Annotated in this window: 24 protein-coding genes; 4 read left to right on the top strand and 20 right to left on the bottom strand. The window is 66.0% G+C overall.

The annotated features are described in order from the left end of the window. Positions 1–105 precede the first annotated feature (105 nt). The 15 genes from NQK81_RS22185 to NQK81_RS22115 form a co-directional block, all read right to left on the bottom strand. Complete coding sequence (locus tag NQK81_RS22185) at positions 106–729, bottom strand: PIG-L deacetylase family protein (RefSeq protein WP_257489645.1); 624 nt, start codon at positions 727–729, stop codon at positions 106–108. Positions 730–734: 5 nt separating this feature from the next. Beyond that, positions 735–1,550 carry a 5'-3' exonuclease gene (locus NQK81_RS22180; protein ID WP_257489644.1) on the bottom strand — a complete coding sequence of 272 codons (816 nt, stop codon included), beginning with the start codon at positions 1,548–1,550 and terminating at the stop codon, positions 735–737. 41 nt (positions 1,551–1,591) lie between these two features. Beyond that, the gene (locus tag NQK81_RS22175; RefSeq protein ID WP_257489643.1) at positions 1,592–2,713 is read right to left on the bottom strand and encodes a glycosyltransferase family 4 protein; all 1,122 of its coding nucleotides are present in this window, start codon (positions 2,711–2,713) and stop codon (positions 1,592–1,594) included. Continuing rightward, entirely contained in the window at positions 2,706–3,269 is a 564-nt protein-coding gene (locus NQK81_RS22170) for a phosphoribosyltransferase (RefSeq protein ID WP_257489642.1), read from the bottom strand. Before NQK81_RS22170 ends, NQK81_RS22175 begins: the two co-directional genes overlap by 8 nt. A gap of 15 nt (positions 3,270–3,284) precedes the next feature. Beyond that, the gene (locus NQK81_RS22165; protein WP_257489641.1) at positions 3,285–3,824 is read right to left on the bottom strand and encodes a helix-turn-helix domain-containing protein; all 540 of its coding nucleotides are present in this window, start codon (positions 3,822–3,824) and stop codon (positions 3,285–3,287) included. A 68-nt stretch (positions 3,825–3,892) separates the two neighbouring features. After that, positions 3,893–4,861: a radical SAM protein gene (locus NQK81_RS22160; protein WP_257489640.1), complete on the bottom strand. Its 969-nt coding sequence runs from the start codon at positions 4,859–4,861 to the stop codon at positions 3,893–3,895. Next, complete coding sequence (locus NQK81_RS22155; RefSeq protein ID WP_257489639.1) at positions 4,858–5,172, bottom strand: hypothetical protein; 315 nt, start codon at positions 5,170–5,172, stop codon at positions 4,858–4,860. The genes NQK81_RS22160 and NQK81_RS22155 overlap by 4 nt, the downstream gene beginning before the upstream one ends. Then, a complete protein-coding gene (locus NQK81_RS22150; protein WP_257489638.1) occupies positions 5,169–6,203 on the bottom strand; it encodes a glycosyltransferase family 2 protein in 1,035 nt (344 codons plus the stop codon). Before NQK81_RS22150 ends, NQK81_RS22155 begins: the two co-directional genes overlap by 4 nt. Further along, positions 6,200–6,688 (bottom strand): DUF6884 domain-containing protein, encoded by a 489-nt coding sequence (locus NQK81_RS22145; RefSeq protein WP_257489637.1) that lies wholly within the window; start codon positions 6,686–6,688, stop codon positions 6,200–6,202. Before NQK81_RS22145 ends, NQK81_RS22150 begins: the two co-directional genes overlap by 4 nt. Continuing rightward, on the bottom strand, positions 6,685–7,242 hold the full coding sequence (locus NQK81_RS22140; RefSeq protein WP_257489636.1) for a formylglycine-generating enzyme family protein: 558 nt from the start codon (positions 7,240–7,242) through the stop codon (positions 6,685–6,687). The genes NQK81_RS22145 and NQK81_RS22140 overlap by 4 nt, the downstream gene beginning before the upstream one ends. Before the next feature lie 3 nt (positions 7,243–7,245). Further along, positions 7,246–8,025 (bottom strand): reverse transcriptase domain-containing protein, encoded by a 780-nt coding sequence (locus NQK81_RS22135; protein ID WP_257489635.1) that lies wholly within the window; start codon positions 8,023–8,025, stop codon positions 7,246–7,248. A gap of 211 nt (positions 8,026–8,236) precedes the next feature. Next, positions 8,237–8,944 carry a 7-cyano-7-deazaguanine synthase QueC gene (gene queC, locus NQK81_RS22130; RefSeq protein ID WP_257489816.1) on the bottom strand — a complete coding sequence of 236 codons (708 nt, stop codon included), beginning with the start codon at positions 8,942–8,944 and terminating at the stop codon, positions 8,237–8,239. Continuing rightward, positions 8,944–9,426 (bottom strand): hypothetical protein, encoded by a 483-nt coding sequence (locus NQK81_RS22125; RefSeq protein ID WP_257489634.1) that lies wholly within the window; start codon positions 9,424–9,426, stop codon positions 8,944–8,946. Before NQK81_RS22125 ends, queC begins: the two co-directional genes overlap by 1 nt. A 149-nt stretch (positions 9,427–9,575) precedes the next feature. Beyond that, positions 9,576–9,815: a hypothetical protein gene (locus NQK81_RS22120; protein ID WP_257489633.1), complete on the bottom strand. Its 240-nt coding sequence runs from the start codon at positions 9,813–9,815 to the stop codon at positions 9,576–9,578. Between the two features lie 1,022 nt (positions 9,816–10,837). Further along, the gene (locus NQK81_RS22115) at positions 10,838–11,080 is read right to left on the bottom strand and encodes a hypothetical protein (protein ID WP_257489632.1); all 243 of its coding nucleotides are present in this window, start codon (positions 11,078–11,080) and stop codon (positions 10,838–10,840) included. A gap of 385 nt (positions 11,081–11,465) precedes the next feature. On the opposite strand from NQK81_RS22115, the gene NQK81_RS22110 reads away from it, so the two are divergent. After that, positions 11,466–12,794, top strand: coding sequence for a helix-turn-helix domain-containing protein (locus tag NQK81_RS22110; protein ID WP_257489631.1), 1,329 nt, complete (start codon positions 11,466–11,468; stop codon positions 12,792–12,794). Then, on the top strand, positions 12,791–13,345 hold the full coding sequence (locus tag NQK81_RS22105; RefSeq protein WP_257489630.1) for an NUDIX domain-containing protein: 555 nt from the start codon (positions 12,791–12,793) through the stop codon (positions 13,343–13,345). Before NQK81_RS22110 ends, NQK81_RS22105 begins: the two co-directional genes overlap by 4 nt. A gap of 48 nt (positions 13,346–13,393) precedes the next feature. Here the strand turns inward: NQK81_RS22105 and NQK81_RS22100 are convergent, their stop codons facing one another. From NQK81_RS22100 to NQK81_RS22085, 4 genes are all read right to left on the bottom strand, one after another. Further along, positions 13,394–14,566 (bottom strand): FAD-dependent monooxygenase, encoded by a 1,173-nt coding sequence (locus NQK81_RS22100; RefSeq protein WP_257489629.1) that lies wholly within the window; start codon positions 14,564–14,566, stop codon positions 13,394–13,396. Further along, positions 14,563–15,672, bottom strand: coding sequence for an MAB_1171c family putative transporter (locus NQK81_RS22095; RefSeq protein ID WP_257489628.1), 1,110 nt, complete (start codon positions 15,670–15,672; stop codon positions 14,563–14,565). The genes NQK81_RS22100 and NQK81_RS22095 overlap by 4 nt, the downstream gene beginning before the upstream one ends. Then, entirely contained in the window at positions 15,669–16,214 is a 546-nt protein-coding gene (locus NQK81_RS22090; RefSeq protein ID WP_038520651.1) for a hypothetical protein, read from the bottom strand. Before NQK81_RS22090 ends, NQK81_RS22095 begins: the two co-directional genes overlap by 4 nt. Before the next feature lie 65 nt (positions 16,215–16,279). Continuing rightward, a complete protein-coding gene (locus NQK81_RS22085) occupies positions 16,280–16,771 on the bottom strand; it encodes an XRE family transcriptional regulator (RefSeq protein ID WP_257489627.1) in 492 nt (163 codons plus the stop codon). 287 nt (positions 16,772–17,058) lie between these two features. Between NQK81_RS22085 and NQK81_RS22080 the strand changes: the two genes are divergently transcribed. Next, positions 17,059–19,359, top strand: a complete 2,301-nt coding sequence (locus NQK81_RS22080) for a helix-turn-helix domain-containing protein (RefSeq protein ID WP_257489626.1) — start codon at positions 17,059–17,061, stop codon at positions 19,357–19,359. A gap of 400 nt (positions 19,360–19,759) precedes the next feature. Beyond that, a complete protein-coding gene (locus NQK81_RS22075; protein WP_306856055.1) occupies positions 19,760–20,119 on the top strand; it encodes a DUF6355 family natural product biosynthesis protein in 360 nt (119 codons plus the stop codon). 360 nt (positions 20,120–20,479) lie between these two features. Here NQK81_RS22075 and NQK81_RS22070 read toward each other — a convergent pair whose 3' ends face one another. After that, positions 20,480–21,127, bottom strand: coding sequence for a prepilin peptidase (locus tag NQK81_RS22070; protein ID WP_257489625.1), 648 nt, complete (start codon positions 21,125–21,127; stop codon positions 20,480–20,482). Between the last annotated feature and the right edge of the window lie 120 nt (positions 21,128–21,247).

Raw genomic sequence — 21,247 nt, 5'->3', positions numbered from 1 at the left:
GCTTGGCGAGGCGCCGGAAGGCCGCGTTCTCGCAGCCCGGACCGCCAGTCACGTCGGAGGCGATGGTCGGGTAGGGGAGTCGCTCACACAATGTGGTTAGGCCGATCACATGGTGGGAGCGGCTGGGAGTCTTCCGAGTACGGGCATCGGTACGAAGTTCTCCGCATGGTTCACGCCGATGCGGCTTCCCCATAGGCGTGCGAGTGTCTCGGCCATCGGCCCGAAGTGGTCGGTGATTGGCTGGGAGGCGTGCGCCGCGAGGGCGCGTTGTTTTTGGTCGTAGGTATCGGTGATGTCGATGATGGTGTGCGCGGGAATGGGACCGTCGAGGGTGAGGCTGTTGTAGGAGTCGGCGGTGTAGACCCGGTGCGGATGCCCAGTGGCGATGACGACGTCGGGCAGGGCCGCAACAAGTGTGTCGGCGACCGCGCGATGGTCGGGGTGGACGTCGCGAAGCGGGTGGGTGATGACGACCTCGGGCCGCACGGCGAGCAGTAGTTCGCGCAGCGACGCCACGGTGGGCTGGTCGTACTGGTACAGCGTGGCTCCCAGGATCGCCGCGCCTGCTGCGGCTTCGGTGTTCCGTTCTGGTTCGGCGTGGCGCGGGACGGCGATGGTGACGGCGGCCCCGGAGGCGGAGCAGCGTGCGAGGGTTCCGCCGGCCCAGAGCTCGGCGTCGTCGGGGTGGGCCATCACGGTCAGCACGGACGCTGGCGTGGTGAACGGCACGCCGCTCACCACAGTCCGAGTTTCTCGATGACGTCGGCGGGCCTGGGCAGTTCTCGAGTGGGATCGCCGGTCGGGTGGTGTGGGAGGGTGAGGTCGGTGCGCATCCGGATGAGCTCGCGCCAGACGAGTACTTGTTCCCAGGTCTCCGCGACCTTGGTCTTCCTCGCGCCGGTCAGTCGTCCGGAGTCCGGGAGCTGGTCGAGGTGCAGGCCGCCTGCCAGGAGCTTGGCCGCCGTGCCTTCGCCGATCCCTTTCACACCAGGGATGTTGTCCGCAGGATCGCCTTTGAGGGCGCAGAAGTCGGGCCACTGCCCCGGAGTGACGTTGTAGCGTTCGGTGACCTCGGACGGGCCGATGTGCCGTCGGCCCCGCTTCATGACGGTGTTGAGTGCGTGGACGTGCTCGTCGACGAGTTGGTAGAAGTCGCGGTCGCCGGACATGATCCAGACCCGTCGGCCGGGCTCCCGTTCGCGGGTGGTGGCGACGAGGCTGGCGATGACGTCGTCGGCTTCGGCAGTGTCGATCTCGATCCAGTGGATGCCGTAGCCGGACAGGGCCCGCTGGACGTGCGGGATCGCGCGCAGAGGTTTGAGGGCGGCCTCGTCGATGACACGGTTGGCCTTGTAGTCGGCGTCGCTGTCCTTGCGGTCGGCGGTGCCGTGCTCGCCGTCGAACACGACGAGGACCTCCGGTGGTTCCGGTATCTCCTCGCGGATCGCGACGCGGAGCAGGGCGAAGAAACCGAACTCGGCTGTGAGATCGCGGGTTTTGTCGCGGGAGAGGATCGCGGCGGGGAACCCGAACGCCGCGCGCCAGAGCAAGTTGTGACCGTCTACGAGGAGCAAAGGGACGCCAGCAGGCATCACCGCACCGCCTTTACGAATGTCTCGGCGACTGTGGTGGGCAGATAGTCCCGCGAGCGGTAGTACGCAGCCCTGGATAGGTGCGCGTAGCGTACTGGATCCGCGAGTAGCTGTTCGGCGGCGCGCCAGAGACCGTGCTCGCCCCACGATCGGGGGACGATCACTCCGCCCGCGTCGTCACTGGTGCCGACCAGGGCGGGCAGGTTACCCACGTCGAACGCGACGACCGGGGTCCCGACACCCATGGCCTCCAGCGCTACCAGCCCGAAGGTCTCCCGTAGCGAGGGCACGATCACCACCGCGGCCTGCGCGAGCCAGGATGGCACCCGGTCCCAGTCGAGGCCGCCGCCGTGGACGGTGGCGAGGGTGAGGTGGGCCGCGGAGTAGCGGCACTGGTCCAGTTCGGCCGCCTGGCCGCCGACGGTGGCCTCGAACCCGGCCTCGCCGACGATCACCTCGACCGTGCGGTCGACCAGGCGTCCGGCGTCCAGCAAGGCCCGGACGTTCTTCTCCGGCCCGAGCCGGGCCAAGATTCTGATGGGGCCGTGCCGTCGCAGAGCCTCGCGTCGCGAGTCGGATGGTGGTGCCGGGTCGTGCAGCAGGGCGTTGGGCACGACCTGCCAGCCGCCGGTGTCATAACCGCGATCGTGCGCCTGAACGAGCACCGTCTGAGACGGTGCGATGACCAGCTCGGCACGGTCCAGGGCGGGCTCGAGGTCCTGGTGATGCCCGACGACGTGCATGGCCAGCACCGAGCGCGCCTGGCCGATCGGTGCGGCTCTGCCGAGGCCCCATAAGCCGTCGGCGTAGACGGCGACATCGACCTGGTACTCGCGGTACACCTCGCGTAGTTCGGCGGCGAGCAGGGCGTCCTGTCCATGGGTGCTGATCGCGTCGCGCAATTCGTCGTCGTCGCAGGGGAAGGTGACGCCCACTGAGCCCACCCGCATCACGGTGTCATCCGGAGTGGCGACCGGGGCGGCGGTGAGGATGAGGCTGCGGTGGCCGAGTTGGCGCAGGCCGTGAGCGAGGGCGGCGGTGGCGCGTTCGATCCCGGCCGGCGCGTTCGGGGTGTAGGAGGCCAGGACGAACGCAACGGTCAGCGGGGGCGCGCTAGACATGGCGGAGGACCTTCTTCGGCGGCGGCAGCGTTGTGGTGGCGTGGTCGGCGGGTGGCTTTTCCCAGGGAAAGACGACCCAGTCGGAGACGGTCCAGATCGAGTAGTCGGGCAGCGTGGTCGCCCCGGTGTTGAGGCATAGGACCGCGGTCAGGATCTGGGCGTCCGGGCCAAGTAAGGGGGTGAGGTCGTCGTGGACGCGGCGAAGGGTGGCACCGCTGCCACAGATGTCGTCCACCACCAGCACGCGGCCCCTGAGCCTTTCGCCGTTGAGGCTGCGGGTCAACGGGGCGAGATCGAGGGACACGTTGCCGGTGGCCTGCTGGTAGGCGTCGTCGCTGCTGTTGTGGCGGGCGCGGACGATGCGGGCGTTCAGCCTCAGCGTGGAGGCGACGAGGTGGGCGGGCGAGACACCGCCGTTGGCGATGCCGATGACGCGCTCGACCGACGAGTGATCACGCAGGACCGCGTCAGTCAGAAGGTTGGCGGCGTCGTGGAGAGCTTCCGGTGTCACGCGCCAGATCCGGTGGTGATCGAAGTCGCGCTGTGCTGTGGTCATTCGCGGGTCGATTCCTTACAGAGCGGGGGATATCGCGTCAGCGAGGTGGATGCCTGTGTCGTGGGCGGTAGGGAGCTCTTGCAGGGCTTGTACGAGGTCGTATTCGGTGGTTCCGGCGATGCCGGCCATCGCTGACAACGCGGTAGCGTCGAGCTCTTCGACCAGGATTCGTTCCGCCGGGGATTGCTGGGCACGGACCTGTGCCCATCGTCGGAGAGGCCGCAGCCTGGGATCGGTGGTGTGTGCGAGGCCAAGGAGGTCGACCTTGATGCGAGTGCCGTAGTGACCGCTGAACGCGAGGGTCGTCGCGCGGCGCAGTAGCTCGTCTGGTTGCTTTTTCAGCACAGCGCACACTTCGACCAGCCGCTCGACAGATATCCGGCGCGTACCGAGTTCATAGCTGGCGAGCGTTTGCAAGGAAAGTTCGTCGTCGCCTGCGCACATCGCGGCACGCATCTGTTTGCGGGTCCAGCCGCGTTCTCTCCGCGCGGAACGCAGCAATTCGCCCAGAGCGCGCGCGAACTGGTCGAATTGATCACTCGTCGGCGTGTTCATGGTCTGTCCTCCGTAATGCGGCGCGTGCTTGGGAGCTGGGCCGATTTCGACGTCGTCCGCGGAGCTGTTCACGCTGAGCCATCGCGTGCGGTCAGCGCGAGGTCGCTGGTCGTGCGCAGGAGGTGAAGGGAGCTGATGGCGTGCGCGCCGGGCTGGTTGCGCCAGATCTGGCCGTCGGCGCGGATCACCGTGAAGCCTCCGGCCGCCTCGCGAGTACGCAGTCGCACGGGTACGTCCGCGATGGAGCTCAGTTCGGCGAGGAGAGCGAGAGCTTCGTCATCGGTCAGCTGCTCGTCGTCGGCCATCGCGGCGCCTTCACCGATGGGGAGCACCTGCAGGAAGGTCACTCCGCTCACCCCCAGGGTCGCGGCCAGGGCAACCATCGCTCGGATGCTGACCCGGGCCGTAGAGCGCAGGAGCACAGCCTGAATCTGTGTCGGGATTCCCTGGGCGATTGCCTCCCGGATTCCAGCGATGGCCTGATCGAAACTGCCTGCACCGCGCCACCGGTCGTGGCGTTCGGCGTCCGGGCCGTCCAGGCTTACCCGTACGGCGTCCACGCGGGCGGCCAGGGCTTCGGCGCGGCGGGCCAGGTGTGTTCCGTTGGTGGTCACACTGACCGCGCACCTGCCTGCGACGAGTACGTCGATCAACTCAGGCAAATCGCGCAGCAGCAGCGGTTCGCCGCCGGAGATATCCACACCCAGGACCGCGGACTCGGCGAGAAGGTTCGCGATGCGGTAGCGCTCGGCCCGGCCCAGTTCGAGGACGGACTTGTCGTCCAGGCAGTACGGACAGGTCAGGTTGCAGCGCACCAGGGGCGACCAGCAGACGCTAATCGGCACGTCCGCGTGCACGGCTGCCGGGTGGATTTCAGGCCAAGAACCGACGTCAGTGCCGGACAACCGGACGCGCCCGGAGCCGAGGGCGGTGCTGGCGCGGTGGGTCAGTCCGGTGAGCGGATCATGGATGACGCTCTCGTTGCCCTGTGTTCGCGTCGCAAAGGTACGTGTCGTGGTCGTGCGTGGTGCCGTCATGCTGTGTCCTGCGGGGGCAGTATCGGCGAGACGAAGAGTTCCTCGAACGGCTTCGGGCCGACATACTGACGGCAGGTACAAGCAACCCACTGGTTGCCGATGTAGATGCCACTCGTGCTGCGCGCGTCCCTGTGCAGGATCTCGCCGCGGCACTCTTTGGACTCGGGGTCGTGGTGTTCAAGCCCGTGAGAACACCCGCAGACTGGTTTCGTCGCCGCGTCTGCCGGGGTGCGGCGGCAGGTCAGCCTGCCGACCAGCATCCCGGCGACGAAGAGGCAATAGCCAAACGTCAACGCCATCGGGCCATTCATCGCAATACCTCGCAAAGGTGCAGGAGTTTGGTCATTCCGGCCATGAATGCTTGGGAGCGGCCGGTTGGGGCGGGGCGCCGCATGAGGTCCCAGTAACGGGCGAGAGTGCCGGGCCAGCTGGCGAGTTTGTGCTGCCATTGCTGGTCGGCGTCCGGGGGATCGAGGTGGAACCCGACGGCCTGCCGGAGCGGTATGACCAGCAATCCCGACGCGATCAGGCACGCGCCAAGGTAGGTGTCTTCCATCCCCCAGCCGATTCGACCGAAATCGGGGTCGAACCCTCCGACGTTGAGGACGGCGGTGCGGGGAACGGCGACAAGGGCGGTGACGACCATGCGGGGGAGGTCCCAGTCGACATAGCGCCGGCCGTAGCCGAGGTCGAGGAAGTCGTGGGTGTGATCCAGCGGGCGGCCGTCGAAACGCTTATCCAGGGTGATGCCGGTGTAGAGCAGCGGCCGGCCGACCGGTGGCCGCCAGACGACTCGGTGGTCGGCCGCGAGGTCCGGGTGATCGGCGAGCACTCCCCGCCCGCCCTGGTGCAGGTCGTAGGGGAGGTTGTGGCGGAATCCGACGAGCACCGTTGTGTCGGTCGCGCGGGCGGTGATGTCGGTGATCACGTGCGGGGGCAGGACCATGTCGCCGTCGAGAAAGAGGACGGTTTGCCCGCTGGCGAGCGCGGTGCCGAGGTTGCGTGCGGTGGCCGCGCCCGCGCGTTCAGGGATCCGCAGGACGGTGGTGACGATCGGATGCACGGCGGCGATGGCGGCTGTGGTGTCGGTACTGGCGTCGTCGACGACGATGACCTCGAACCTGTACCGGTGGTGCTGGCCTTCCAAGGCGTCAAGCACGGAGGAAAGGCAATAGCCGACGTTGTGGGCCGGGATGACGACCGAGAGGGTACGCACGGCGGCCAGCGGAAGACCTGACGGCGTGGGCTCGTGCCAGCCGATTCCGGACACGGCTTCCCAGCTTCGGGTGCTGCTGGTGTGAAAGTTGTTGCGGCGCAGTAATTCCTGGTGCAGCGTGGTCACGCCCACCCCCAGTCCCGGAGGTGGGGCACTCCGTCGCTCCATGCCCTCGCATCCGGAATGATCGTGAGCTGCCCGAATCGGGCGGGATGGTCGAACACACGTTGTAGAGCGTGCAGATACAGCGGCTCGACCAGGATCAGCACGTGCCGCAGCGACGGTGCGTCGGCGAGTTCGGTGTCCAGTTGCGCGGCGACCGTCCGCTCGTGCAGCCGCGCGGCAGCGGCCCGCGTCGTGAGCCGGTGGTCGTAGGTGCTGATCAGCGTCTCAGGGCGCAGCAGGCCGTAGGCGCCGGACAAAATCCGGATCCGAGCTCGGCGAGCGGGATCAGCGGCGAAATGTTCACGCGCGCTCGGGACGCATCCGCCCTGGTAGAGGTCGAGCGCCGCTACCGGCGCGGCGGTGACAAGCTTCCTCCGTGAGCAGTTGAGGATGATCAACCCTTGGGCGGGTGCGAGGACGCGAGTGGTGGGCGGCTGAAGAGTCATAGCTCGCGCACCACCCGCATGCCGATGCCACGCGAGCGCAATTCCGCGGGAGCGGCGTTGAGGAACGTGCATTGCGCGTACAACGGCGGCGCCGCGTAGGAACCGCCCCGGATGAGGACTCCCTCGCTCATCACGGTGCTGGCGGTCCACTCCCACACGTTGCCCGCGACATCGAGCATGCCCTCGGGTGTGGCACCGGCGGGATGCGTGTCGACCGGGGTGACCGTGTCGTGCAGGGAATCACGCAGGTTCGCGAACGCCGGCTGCCAGGGTGCGGCGCCCCACGGCCAGCGACGGCGGCCGGGTCCGGCGGCCATCCACTCCCATTCCGCCGAGCGCGGCAGTCGGCCGCCCAGGCGACCGGCGATCTGGGTCGCCTCGGCGTGGCTGATCTCGGTGATGGGGTACCGCGGCCCGAGACCAGGGTGCTCGCTCGGCAGGTGTCCGTAGGCGAGCGGGGTGCGTGTCCACAACAGGGCCGGGACCTTGACCGGGCGCCCGGCGTCCCCGTATGCGCAGATCCCGCCGGTGATCTTGATCCATTCCAGGTGCATGGCTCAGCCGCCGATCAGGAACAGGTCTTCGACATTGGCGTCGTTCCGGATGCGGCTCTTGCGCTCGTTGGGACGTAACCGAAGCCGCAGGAGCGCGTCGCTGATGGTGTCGAAGGCCCCGTGCGCTTCCTCGCAGGTCGGGGCAAAAGCGGCATAGTTGTCGGCGAAGCGGACGACCCGAAGCTGCGGAAGTTGTGTGTCCACTTGGGACAACCGAAGGTTGATCAGCAGGGGCGCCAGGCCTGAGCCCGCCGCGATCGGGCTCGGCATCGCGGAGAGCGCCGTACGCAGGCGGGCCAGGAAGGTGCCGTCGTGGATGTGCTCGGCGTGCCAGTCGATGACCTCGTCGATCGTCGCGCCTTCGGACACCGACGCGACATCGAGATCGGCGATCCAACGGAAGCCTGCTTGATGATGCACGGCGGCCTGCCGCAACGAGGTTATGCGATTTCGGCGTGGGCGGAATCCCGAGACCCAGTCGTGGAAGGCGCTCGCTTCCAGCACTGGCTCCAACGCGGTGCGCAGCGCGCGGTGCACCAGGCGGTCCCGCACGGTGGGGATGAAGGTGTGCATCTGTTTGCCGGTATAGGTGGGCAGCTGGACCTCCCGGACAGGTCCGGGCCGCCAGGTGCCCTCGGCGAGCTCGAGGGCCAGTTGCGGCAGCATCACGTGGGCCTCGCTGCGTAGCCGGCCCCAGGTCATGCCGTCGGCACCGGGGGTGGAGGCCCGCCTGCCGCACTGGCGCAACGCGCGGCGCAGACGCGGCTCGGACAGCAGCGGCATCAGTGAGTGCGATTGCGGTCCGGAGGCCGGGGACGCTGGCGCGGTTACGTCCGGGTGCGCTACCGTGCTGGGTGCTTGGGCGGCAGGAACGATCCCCTCGCCACGCTGTACCGGCTCGCTACCCGACACGCGCGAGCTGTAGCGGTGGGAACGACGGCCCCGCCCAGGCCCTGCCGGTGATCCGAACTCCGCGTCCGCCATCGTCATCTCCTCACGCGCTGCCGTAGTTGGTGGGGTCGGGGATGCCGTTCTGCTGGAACGCTTCCTTGCGTTCGGTGCAGGTCCCGCACTTGCCGCAGTGCGTCGTTCCGCCCCGGTAGCACGACCACGTTTTCTCGAACGGCACGCGGAATGCCGCGCCGAGACGGACGATGTCGGTCTTGCTTTGGGTGATAAACGGGGCGAGGATCTCGAAATCGTCGTCCAGAAGTCCGTCGTTGGCGACGCGGGCCGACCATGCGTACCGCTCGACGAACTCCGGGCGGCAGTCCGGGTAGACGGCGTGGTCACCCGCGTGGGCGCCGAACGCGACCACGTCGGCCTTGCGGACAACGGCTAGCGAGACCGCGATGTCGAGCATGATCGCGTTGCGGTTCGGGACGATCGTCGCCCGCATCGACTCGTCGGTGTAGTGGCCGTCTGGCACCGGCACGTCGGCGTCGGTCAGCGCGGAACCAGCCAGCAGGCGACCAAGCATCGCCAGGTCAACGATCTCGTGTGGACAGTCAAGCAGTCGCGCGATCTCAGCCGCGTATTCCAGTTCGACCCGGTGCCGTTGACCATAATCGAAGGACAAGAGCGTCAGCTCTGCTCCGCGCTGGGCTAGCCAGTACGCCAGCACAGTGGAGTCCAGACCTCCGGAAGCGATCACAATGGCGTGCCGCGGGTGCCGGTGAGCAGGCGAGCCGATCGGCACGATCACCACGTCCCGCACGGTGAGGACGCCCGGCGGGCAGCGTCGGCCACTGTGGTCCACGGCGGAAGGGTCATGTGTGGTTGTGGCGGCTCAAGCCACCGGACGCCCTCCTTCACGTTGTCCGACGCGGGAAGCAGAACAGCGTCGCCGTGCCGTTTCCAGCCGATCTGAGTGCGCACCAGATCACCCCACGACGACATGCGCATGGTCGTGCGCGGCTGGGTAAGGAAAATCCAGTCATTGGGATCACCTGGAACCACGATGATGGGCACCCGCAACGTGTGCCGCGCAAGGAAGTTGTTGACCTCCGCGCCGGACCCGGCGCGCATGATGAGCGCGTCGACGGTGGTGCCGAGCTGGAGGTAGGCGTCGCCGGAGACGCTGTCGATGGTGGTTGGCCACGCGAATACGTCGCGGTAATTCCGCACACGTTGGCCGGGTTGCTGTTCGGTCTGGGTGGGTGGGGCGTCGATGACGGTGGTCATGATTCGTTTCTCCTAGAGTGAGTTGGGCGTTGGGCGCGGCCGAACGGGAGGCGTCGAGTAACCACTCCCGCCCGGCCGCAGTCGGTGTCGCGGACGTGCTCAGCCGATAGGGCACCTCGGGATAAGCCGACCTAGCCCGCGAGGTCTGGCTAGACGGCCCCCGCTCGGTGCGATGGTTGATCCGCGAGCAGGACGTCGCGCAGTGCCGCACGGAGCTGCCCGGCCTCGACGTTGGTCAACCGGGCGAGTCGCCCGCCCGGCAGCTCGATCTCGACGTCCGCGGAAGTACGTCGTCGTAGGTGCAGCGCGGAGCGCTGGCCGTCGCCGTCGCGGCAGTCGACCCTGCGGTGCTGCCAACCCAGCCGACGAAGCAAGGCGGCGGCGGGCACGGTGTGACATGGTCGCCTCATGGGCCTTCGGCCTTCCTGATCAAGCCGAGGCCGTGGGTCCCGGCGGTCGCGATCGCGTACCGCAGGACTCGGTTGGGGGGCTGGCGTGGCGCGCGGCGGTGCGAACCTGCATAGGCGGACTCGGCTTGCTGCCGTCGCCGCCACGCCATACGCAGCAGGCAACAGATGAACGTCAGCGCAGCGCTCGCCGTGATGCTCAAGGGGATCATGCGTCCTCACCCCTGGAGGCGGGGATCGCGGCGGGACCAGATATCGGGGTCGTGGTCCCGCCGCGACATGGTGACAGAGCAGGGCGCTCCTCGGCGGTTGGGGGAAGACCGCCTAGGTTCTGCTCCGCCGTGCTCGCCGTGTCCGTGGTCGTGACGGCGCCAGATGTGGTCGGCACGGGTGTGGCCGCCACCTCGGCGACTTTCATAACGGCAGAGCGGAACTTCGCGGCGGCCTCGTAGTCGAAGATCGAGTTCTCTCCTGGGGGAGCCACGACCACGACTTCCGAGTCGCGCAAGGCAACACACAGCGTCCCTTCACGGCCGTTCACGTCACGGCACGCGATGGACCAGGGGCCGGTGTTCGTCATGCGGCCACCACCTCGCGCGGTGTCCCTACTCCATTCCCGTCGACACACCGGCTGCACGAACAAACACGGCACAGCGAGCTGAGTCTTTGGGTATCGTGACGCGCGTGGCGCCACGAATCGCTGGAAGAGCATAATTACTCCAATAGTCAGCGAGTCCCTATTTGGTTGGCTGCGCCGGATTGTCAGCCGCGCAGTTGGTCAAGCGTTCTCGTTAAGCCTCGCGGTGTACAGCCGGTACGTACCGGTGTAGCAGCGGTCCGTAGGCGATAATTAGCTAAACGTCGGCAATAGGTCCCGGTCCAGAGCGGCTACGTGGCGTCAATGCGGCGTTCATAGATCGTTGCCCACGCTGACCTGCCCGAAGTCCGGAGCGCTGCCGTGCTTGGCGGACGGGAAAGCAGAACCGCGCGGCTTGCCGCCCAGTTCAATGCGCCCCCCTTAGGAGACGCGGTTTGTCAAAGCGCTGATAATAGATTTCGAGATAGAGACGTTCGTCGGATTCGATGTACAGCCGACCTTGTTGGTCGAGCTCAAGGCTCCATACCGCCACGTCGGCTTGGGCCGGCGCGGCGAACCACGCGGCAGCGGCGGTGAACACGTCGGCATAGTCGACGCCGCTGACGGTGTGAAGCTGAGCCGTGTTGACGGCATCGAGCGGGTGGGGCATGGAACGACTCCTCCGTAACGGCGGGCGGACGCCAGCGCTATACGCACGCCTGCGACCGATTCCGGTCGTCAGACAGGCCGCTGTGGGTGCACCCGCTGTTGGTCTGGAAAGCGATACACCCACATCCGCGGACGCCGCGCGTCCACCCCGCGCGGCGCGCGGCCCGTCCGGATTGCAGGGAAGCTAGTGAACGCTCGGTGATCAAGCGGCAGCCAGAGCGGCAATGAAGCGGCAATGAGGCGGCTATGAGGCGCCACTAGGCCTGACCTGCGCAAACGACTCATTTCAGGTTTGTAGTCCGAACGGGTGCAGCTCATCGAGTGGGTGATCAGACTTGACGGATAGCTGGCTATTGTGACGGTGACCGACGGGTGAGGTGATGTTCATGGGGGAGCGGCGAGTTGCCTTCGCTGACCGGCGCGAGCAGATGGGCTACACCCAAGAGAGCTTCGGTAGAGCGGTGGGGGTCGAGTTCTCTACCGTCGGGCGTTGGGAACGGGGCGAGTTGACTCCGCAGCCGTACCGGCGGCCGCGCATCGCTCAGGTGCTCAAAGTGAGCCTGGCCGAGTTGGAGGTCTTGCTCTCGCCGTCCCGGCGGACTCCGTCATTAGAGCTGACGACGTCACCCCACTACGCCCCGTCGCTTGATGATGCGTTAAGTGCCTTGGAAGCAGTAGCTCATGCTGACAACGGGGTGGACACGAAGCCCGGTATGCGTGTATTTGAGGGGCGACTGCCCGCGCAGGCGGTCCGTGCTTGGCGTTTCGGTGCGGAGGATTTCGATGTGCCGACAGCCGGAGCCCCGGCAAGTGTGCGAGACATCGACGAAATTAAAGCGACGACCACAGCGCTTGATCAGCTCGACCGCCAGTTTGGTGGAGACTACTGCCGCGGGCTAGCAGTGAAGTATCTGACGAGCCGTGTGCTGCCGACCCTTCGGAGGCCTGCATCTGATTCGGTGCGTGTTGAGCTATTCCAGGCCTCGGCAGTATTGGCCGAAGTTATCGGATACATGGCTTATGACTCTCAGCTTCACCGTCTCGCGCAGCACTATTTTATCCACTCCCTCCGGCTTGCCAAAGAAGCGGGCAGCCCTGCGTACGGATCGTTCGTTTTCGCCACCATGAGCCATCAGGCGTTGTACCTTGATCGACCTGACCAAGCGTTGGCACTTGCTCGGGCTGCACAGGAGGCTGCTTCGTCCGGCTCCTTCGCGGCAGTGAAGACCGAGGCAGCCATGCTCGAAGCAACTGCATCCGCGGCCCTTGGTGATCACAGGGGTAGCACTGAGGCCTTACGTCGAGGTGAGAAGTCGTACGACCATCACGGTTCGGCAGATGAGACGCCCTACTGGATGGCGCACTGGGATGACGCGGTGTTCGCGAGCTTCGCCAGCTCGGCATGGCTCGATCTAGGAGATGTTCGCGCGGCGGAACCGTACCTGCAGCTCCTGGCGGACAGGGCCCAGGGGCAGGTTCGTCGCGAGGTTTTCGCGGCTGGGCAACGCGCCAAGGCTGCCCTGCTCGAACAGGATGTGGAGCGATGTGCTCACTATGGCACGATGGCGGCCAAAGCCGCTGCGGCCGCCGACTCGAAGCGCTCGCATCACATCGTCCGCGACCTGCTCAGCCAGCTTGAAGGGCACCGGCAGCTGCGGCCTGTACGCGAGTTGACAGAGACGGTGGCCACGCTCCTACCAAGTGAGGCACCTTGACGCATGAGCAGCCCAACCACCGCGGTAATCGCACAGTCTTCCAGCACGACTTGAAGGACGAGGGCGATCCAGAGCCCGAGTTCAACGTGGGAATCGCCGAACAGCTGCCGCGAAAGAACGTTGCAGCAGGTGTGCTCATCCGTGACGATTCGGGTCGGATCCTCTTCATATCACCGACCTACAAGCCGTTTCTGGACATACCGGGAGGCTTGACCGAGGATGAGGAATCGCCGCTAGCCGCTTGCTACCGCGAGGTTCGGGAGGAACTTGGGGTCGACTTGCAGATTGGCCGGCTGTTACTCATTGACTGGATGCCGACTCATGGTGTGTGGCGTGACAGTGTCCAGTTCATCTTTGACGGCGGCGTCCTCAACGTCGAACAGATCGAGGCGATTCGCCCGGCGGCCAACGAGGTCAGTCGCCTTGAGTTCCTCCACGTTGACGCTGCCAAACAACACCTTCGCCCATCAATGGCTCGGCGAGTTAGCCTGGCGCATCGAGCACTTCAGGACGGCTCGACGTATTACGCCGAATTCGGTCGAACCCCGTAGGGTTGCAGCAGAAATAGAAGTAGGACAGATAGTGGTGGCAGAAGTTGCTTAGTCCCAAGCGATTTGGTGCTCGTGTAACCACGCTGGTGGATCCATGGCGCCGCTTTGAGCTGCCTGGGCAATTCTGCGATCGCGGCTTCGCTGTTCGATCCACCGCGGCGTGCCGCGTCGGTGCGTCGTGCGGCTGCGGCGGCTAGCCCCAGCTCGAATGACTCTTTCACGTCGCATGGCCTCGAAGGCTTCGAGTGCCTTCGCTGCCTCTTCGTTGCTGCGAAGTTGTTGAGCTAGAACAACTGCGTCTTCGAGGGCTAACGCGGCGCCTTGCTCTGTAGCTGGTGGGACGGCGTGGGCTGCGTCGCCGATGAGGATGAGCTGGTTTCTGCGCCATGTCGGCATGGTGTCGAGGGTGCGCGTGTTGGAGGGCAGGATGGAGGTCGCGGCTCGGATGATGTCCACGGCTGGCGTACGGTCGCGCCGAAAGAGCTTCACGAGGCGTTTGCGCCAGGTTTCGGGGTCGCGCGGTTCCTCCGTAGATAGTGGCTCTGGCGAGGCGATATTGGCATACCAGTAGATGTCGCCGCCAGCGGTCGTATAGCCAAACGTCGCCTTCCGCCCCCAGTAGATGTGAAAGGCGTCCGGCGACGGAGGAGCGGCGGTGCTCGCGGGGGCGTAGCCGTAGACGAGGTGGGTTCCGGCGTAGCGAGGTTTTGGTGCGGCGGGAAAGGTCAGCCGGCGGGTTGTGGAGTTGAGTCCGTCTGCGCCGATGAGCACGGTTCCTTCGGCTGTGGATCCGTCGTCGAAAGTTGCTAGGACGCTCTCGGAGCGGCTCGTCGCGGCTATCAGGCGCTTGTTCATGGTGACGGCCGCTCCGCGGTCGGCGGCCGCGGAGCGCAAGACGCGGGCGAGGCGGGCGCGGGGCATCGTGCGGGGGATGTCGTTGGGTTCGTTGCCGGTGAAGGAGACCGTGCCGAGGTGTCGGCCGGTGCCTGAGCTGAGTTCCGTGTTGGCGACTGGGTAGGAGATGTCGGTGACGATGTCGTGTGCGTCGATGGCGCGCAGGGCGTTGAGACCGTTGCGTGGAAGGCGTAGTGCGGCTCCGCTGTAGTCGCCTCCGTCGTGCCGAGCTTCATAGACTTCGGCTGTGATGCCAGCTTTGCGCAGAGCTAGGGCAGCTGCGGATCCCGCGATGCCGCCGCCGACGATGATCGCGTGATGGGTCACGCGGCCCTCCTTGAGGTAGCTGAGTGTCTGGCAGCAAAGGCACGTGAGAGCGCTACGAGTTCGTCGACCTCGTCGTGCGCCGAGTTGGTATCCGGGATTGCGAGAGGGACGGCCCGCTGATGGCCGCCGTGGTCGTCAGGGGAGCCCTGGAGCGCTTCGGCAATGAGGTCTGACAGCGACGTGTCGGCTGGATGGTCTTCGCGGAGTTTCGCTACGCGTGGGCTGATTCGGACGAGTCCGTCTCGGCATTCGATCATCCGCCGGTAGTAGCGCCGGTGCACGTCCCATACGCGGAGGGAGTCCCACGGCGTGGTGGAGGCGCGGAGAGATTCGTCTTCAGGGAACGCGTGGTGCAGCGCTGTCCACAACGGCTCAAGTGCTTGGTAGGCCTGACGTTGCCGCCACCAGATACGTATGGCGGTCAGTCGCATGCGGGCCGCCGGATAGAGGAGGCCAACCACGATCGCGACGATGCCGGTGAACGACAGTGTCCCGTTCACGCCGATGATGTTCATGAACAGGGTTCCGGTGAACCAGTACTCGACGTCGATCGCGGCGAATATTACGCTGGTTACGGCTGTCAGCGCGAAGCCGACCGCCGCGACGCGGAGTCCCAAGGCCAGCCGCCGCTCGGCCTGGCGCGCGTAGCGCAGTGCTGAGATTGCACAGGCGGCCAGCGCGCAGCCCATGAATGCGTTCGCGGCGAAGTAGATGACCGACATATACGGGATGGACATCGGCGCGGGCGCCAGGATGGCGGCACCGATCATGACGACTTCGGCGGCGAGGAGGACCAGCACGTTGCGACGGGTGCGGCGTTTGGCCACCTGGCGAGGCAGCGTCGCCGCATCGAAGAAGAACAGCAGGGAGAGAACGGCGGCCGACGTGGGAGCGTGCCATGCGACGGCGGACCACACCGGGCCCCCGCGCACGAGCGACGCGTCGCCGACGACGTCACGAAGGATGCGCCCAATGAGCGCGAAGGCGAGGAAGCCGACGATGCCTTGTAGGGGGAGGTTCCAGGGTTGCCGACTGAGCTGATAGCCCTTCCAGACCAGGCCGCCGAGGAGACAGCAGATCAGTGCGACGCTGATGAGCCAGCTCATAGCCAGCCGATCCGGGCGCCGAGAGCGGTGTCCATGCCGCGCGCGGCGCCGTCAGAGGGCCGCGGGGCCGCGATGTTCAGGATGGACGCCCACTCGAGGATGATCGTCGCGACAGCTTCGGCCTCCCGTTCGTGGTCGGTGTCGTAGGCAGTTCTCCGAAGCGCCCGTTTCACCGCGTCATCGCCGATATCCGGGTACTGCTCGCTCAGCGATCGTGTGTCTGGCGTCGTGAGCCCGTCGGGAAGGACGTCGCTGTCGAGAGCACCCTGGTGGCCGCCGAGGATGTGGCCGAGTTCGTGCAGGACGATGTGGTCCTGGTGCAGTTTGGACGTTTCCTTCTGGAAGAGGATGTAGTCCGCTTCTCGTGTGGAGATCCACATGCCGAAAGGGCCGGGGACAGGGATGGGGTAGGCGATCAGGCGGATCGGTTTGCCGCGGATCTCGCCCATCTGACGGCATAGCTCGGTGACGTCCAGGGGCGGGCGAATATCGAGCTTGCTCAGCATCTCACGGCATTGTCGGCGTATGCGCCGTTCTGACACCCGCACCCTCCCTTCGCAGCAGCGACTTCAGGCAGCATCGCAGAAATCGCTATGGCCAGTCCGTTCTAGACGCCTGGAAGCCCTCCATCGGGTGGCGTGGGCCTCTCGGCTCGCTCTTGCTGGTAGACGAGTTCGAGCATGTCCTTCACCAGCTTCAGTCGTTCGGGTGACAGCTGGCCGGCGCGCATCGCCAGCAGCTGAATCTCCTCGTCACCGGACAAGCTGGCCATCCTGGCGCGCTCCGCCTTCAGCGCTTCCAGCTGTTGGTCGACTTGCCGTACCAGCTCGTTGTCGTCATCGAAGAAGTACGCGACCGGGACCTCGAAGAAGGCAGCTAGCCCTTCCAGGTAGCTCTTCGTCGGATTGGTCTTCGTGCCGTTACGGAGTCCCCAGATGTAGCTCTGAGATGCCGTCCTGGCGTATCCGCCAGCGACAATGAATTCGGCGACCTGCTCGTTGCTGTACTCCTTGCCGTCCGGTCGCTTCTTCGTCGCGAAGAGGTCGTTCAGCTTCGCGGCGAGCGTTCGCGTCGCTTGCCCTGCCACCCAGGCCTCCATGACAGCCGCCGTGTCTTCACTGATGAGACACCCAATCGGGTGATCACTTTCTCGTCAGTTGAAAAGAACTTTCTCCTGAGAATAGTCTCGAGTCCACGAAGCCTCAACTGAGGAGAAAGTTCGCCACCCAGGTGGGCTAGCGGGCGTGGAGCCTCAAGGTCGGAGGAAGTTGATGGTGACCGCAGTGGTGCCAGTGCGGGAGGCAGGTCCGGGCTCGCCCCGGCGCAGCGGGGCAAGAGCGGCTCGCGTCTAGCGTGGTCGATTGCTCTGCGGATGGGGAGACGCAGATGCGACAAATCAACAGCTTTGCCGAGGCGGTGCACCGGCTGCGCCGTGAGCGGGGAATGAGCCTGGGTGACGTGGCCGCGAAAGCCCGCTACAGCCCGAGCTACCTATCCAAGCTGCTTCACGGGCACCGGCGCCTTCTGCCGGAAGTCGTGCGCCAGATCGATGCGGTCCTCGACGCGAAGGGGCAGCTCGAGCGCCTCGCCGAACAACAACGTTCCGAAGGCTCGGCGGGCGGGGGCAAGCCGATGCAACTGCCCGCCGACGTCCCAGGCTTCGTCGGACGCACAGACGTCCTGCGGACGATGGACGCCGCACTTGCGAGCCAGGCGAACGGGGGCGCCCATACGATCGTGATCGAAGGAGGCTTCTGGGTCGGGAAAACGGCCCTGGCCGTGCACTGGGTTACTCGAAATCTGGATCGCTTTCCCGGCGGCTGTCTCTTCGCCGATATGCGCGGGCTCGGCCCCGGTGCACCCAGGACGCCGGAGGAGGTACTCGATGGCTTCTTGCAGGCATTGGGCGCCGGTCAGGCAGACCTGAGCGGCGCACTTGAGGTCCGGGCCGCGCGGTTCCGATCGATCCTCGCCGAACGCCCCGCCGTGGTGGTCCTCGACAACATCGCTGACTACAGCCAGGTGCGGCATCTGCTGCCCGGCGGCGGCAGCGTCGTCGTCGCTACCAGCCGCGAGCACCAAGCCAGCCTGCTGCTGCGGACCGGCGGCGTGTCGATCGACTTGCCCGCCCTGCCGGTCGCCGACGCACTGACCTTGCTCGCCAGCCGCGCCGGCCGTCATCGGCTAGCCGCGGACCCCGTTGCCGCGGAAGCGGTCGTACGGCGCTGCGGCCGGCTTCCCATGGCGGTCCTGATCGTCGCGGAACACCTCCAGCAGCGTCCCGACAGCACGCTGGGCAAGATCGCCGCCCAGCTGGCGACCGACCGCCACCGGCTGGACCTCTTCACCTCGCCGGACCCTACGGTCGACATCCATGGCGTGATCGACCTGTCCTACCTCGCTCTGCCGCCGGCCGCGGCACGGCTGTTCCGTCTGTTGGGGATCTGTCCCGCGTACATCGTCAGCGCGGACTCCGCTGCCGTGCTCGCCGGCATCGAACCCGACCTTGCGGAGTCACTTCTCACCGTGCTTCGGGAGGCTCACCTGGTAACGCCCATGCCGGATGGCCGCTACTGCATCGACTACCTCCTCCGGGCGTACGCACATCAGCGTGCGCTGGTCGAGGAGCACCTCCGGGACGTCGAGAAGGCCCAAGACCGGGTTCTCCGGTGGTACACGGCGCGGGCGCTTTCCGCCAACAACTCGCTTATCCCGAACTGGCGTGACTCGACGATCGATAGCCTGCTCGCGAACTTCGACCAAGGCAGCCCTGGCTTCGATGAGGCGATGTCCTGGTGTCAGACCGAGGTCGCGACCGCCCTGCGAATCGCGAAGAACACCCGCAGCCACCTCGCAAAGGACCTCCTGTGGGTCCTGCCAACGGCATTCCTCCCGTACTTCGCCATCACTCGAAGCTGGACCGACTGGCTCATTGCCGCCAACGACGGGCTCGACGCCGCGATCGCGGCGAAAAGCACTGCGGGCACTGCTCGTAGCCTGCAAGTCCTCGGCTGGGCCGAGCGGGACCTCGGCCGGACGTCTGAAGCCATCTCGCATCTCACGCAAGCCCTCGAGCTATTCGTCGAACTCGGCGACGAGCTGCCCGCGGCATGGACCGCACACGGCTTGGCGCTCGCTCTCGCCGATAGCCAGCGGCACGGTGAAGCGATCGCCCACTTCCTGGCGGCGGACGACCGGTTCCAGGCACTTCACCACGGCATCGGCGTCGTCATGAACCGGGCAGCACTCGCCCTTGCCTTCCATGAGGCCGGTGATCGCGAGCGAGCCGTCGACACTGCGCGCGAGGCGCTGAGTCTCGCTCAAAGGCGTGACTCTGATGACATCCACAGCTTCGTGCACCACAGCCTTGGCCTCCTGCTGCAGCGCAGAGGCGAACATAGGGCGGCTCTTACGCACTTCGATGCCGCGGTCTCCCTTCGCCAGCGTCCGTGGCAACGATGGAACCTCGCTGACACACTGATCGCCCGAGCGGACTCCCTGCTAGCCCTGGGATTTCGTCCGCAGGCCACAGCCGCCTACGAAAAAGCCGCCGAAATGCTGGAAAGCCTCCGCGATTCCCGGGCACACGAAATTCGCGCGCGCGCCGCGTTGGGCGGAAAACCTGAGTGGGCAGCGAAGAACGAGCCAGCTGGTACAGTGCCACTCTTTCCTTCGTGGGCACGATAAAGCATTTGTAGCCACGGTTGAATGCGATGGCTCGAGCCTGTCGTGCGGCTAAGCAGGCATGCGCTCTCTGGTTCATGAATTTGGTATTCAGTGTGAGCCCAGTCAGGCTAGATCTGGCTGGGCTCACACTGGTTTCGGCGCCTGGTGGCACGTGTCTTCCTGGGCACTAGAAGTCTTCGTGGTTAATGAAAACCATTGCCATCTTGACAGGGTCATGACAAGATCAACACAGAATCGGCACAACGTTGTGCTCGCCTGAAGGGTTCCCGCTCAACTTGCGGCGGTGGATAGTGAATAGTAGAACAACGCAACCCGCCACAGATCGATTTCATCGGTCTCGTGGATTATCAGTGGCTCGTCGTTCGACTATTCGGTTCCATTACTCTTAAGGGTTGAGGATATGATTGGAATTTCGCGGACTCGTGCGGTTCGATACGGTTTGGCTGGAGCGGTCGCAGCGCTCGCGGTCGCGGGGTCGGGTGTGACGGCAAACGCTGCCATGGCAAGGGAAGCAGCGGCTGGCGGTCCTGTCACCGTCAGCGAGGGATGTGGCTTTCTCGGCTGGGGAAAGTATCGGCACTGTGATGGCGGTACCGGGTCCACTGTGATGCTGGACGTCGAGGATATCTTTGGTGGTCTCTTCCGCTACTGCGTCGGGCCAGGTACGACCGATCTCCAGCCGGTCATCAGATGGCGGGTGACTGGTGCCTGGTGGAACGGGGGCTTCGGCTGTATTCCGGGCTATTACGGCCCAGCGTGATCGAGACTCGCCAGAGTTGTCATCGCCGGCCCGGGACTTGCTGATCGGCGGTTGCCCTGGTGCTCCGGGGAGGTCAGCGCCCCGGACGCGGCGTGGCGGGAATCCAAGCTCTCCGCCCCAGTTTGGCCCGTCACGCCGCACCCCAACTAGCCGTTCAGCGGCAAGCGCTCCGTCGGTGTCATCGAGGGATCGACGGAAGCCGCCGGGGTGGCGCCCCTCCCCTCAAGCGCCACCCCGGCAACCCCGCAAGCGCACAGAGCCAGCAGGTAGGACAGTCCCGCTACGACGTTGTCAGGGAAGCAGGGAAGAACGATGACGAGCCGGGCACCCGTGGAGTCACATCACACGACGACAGGCGTTCTAACCGTTCGCCAGCACCATAACCAGCGTGCCGGCCAGAAGGCACGGCCCGAACGGCACCACCACGGCGCCGTCTTCAGCATGGCGTCGGATGCCGGGCGCAGCGACCATGACCAGCGCGAGCAGCGAGGCCGTCAGCAGCGCCCCGGCGACCTCGGCCCAGCCGATCCAACCGGTCACCAGTCCGACCACGGCGGCGGCGCTGACGTCCCCGGCACCGACACCCCCGCTGGTGGCCACGGCGAGAATAAGGAACAGTCCACCCGCCGCGGCGAGTGCGACAAGCGCTCGTACACCCGGCGCGGGGTCGCGACGGACCAAACACAGCACCGCGAAACCCGCCATGGCACCGGCAAGCAGAGGCCACATCAAGACCCGGGGAAGCCGGTGTTCGCACCAGTCGATTACCGCCAAGGGAACCGCCACCACGGCCACGAACCCGTAGACGGCGAGTTCGCCGCGCCCTCCCACACTCCAGCCCAGCAACCCGAGGGCGGCCGCCGTGAGCACCGCGCCGAACCACCATGCCTCGGCCAGCCTCCGCTCCTGTCGCAGGAACCGGCGCGTGAGTCCGCTCGCCGCCGCACCGAGCACCAGGCCGACGGCCGCACTGCCACTCCACCACCAGCTGCTCGCCGTCAGCTGCACAACTCCTCCGCCCCTCACCTGATCACCTTGTACGCCATCCTGCCCGCCCGATCTTCCGGCCGACCGGCTCTCAAACCAACGGGTGATCTTCACGCGAGAGCTGCTGCCCGGAGCGCCATT

The organism is Amycolatopsis roodepoortensis (assembly GCF_024628825.1).
Classification (GTDB): Bacteria; Actinomycetota; Actinomycetes; order Mycobacteriales; family Pseudonocardiaceae; genus Amycolatopsis; species Amycolatopsis roodepoortensis.
This window is presented reverse-complemented; position numbering and strand designations above follow the sequence as displayed.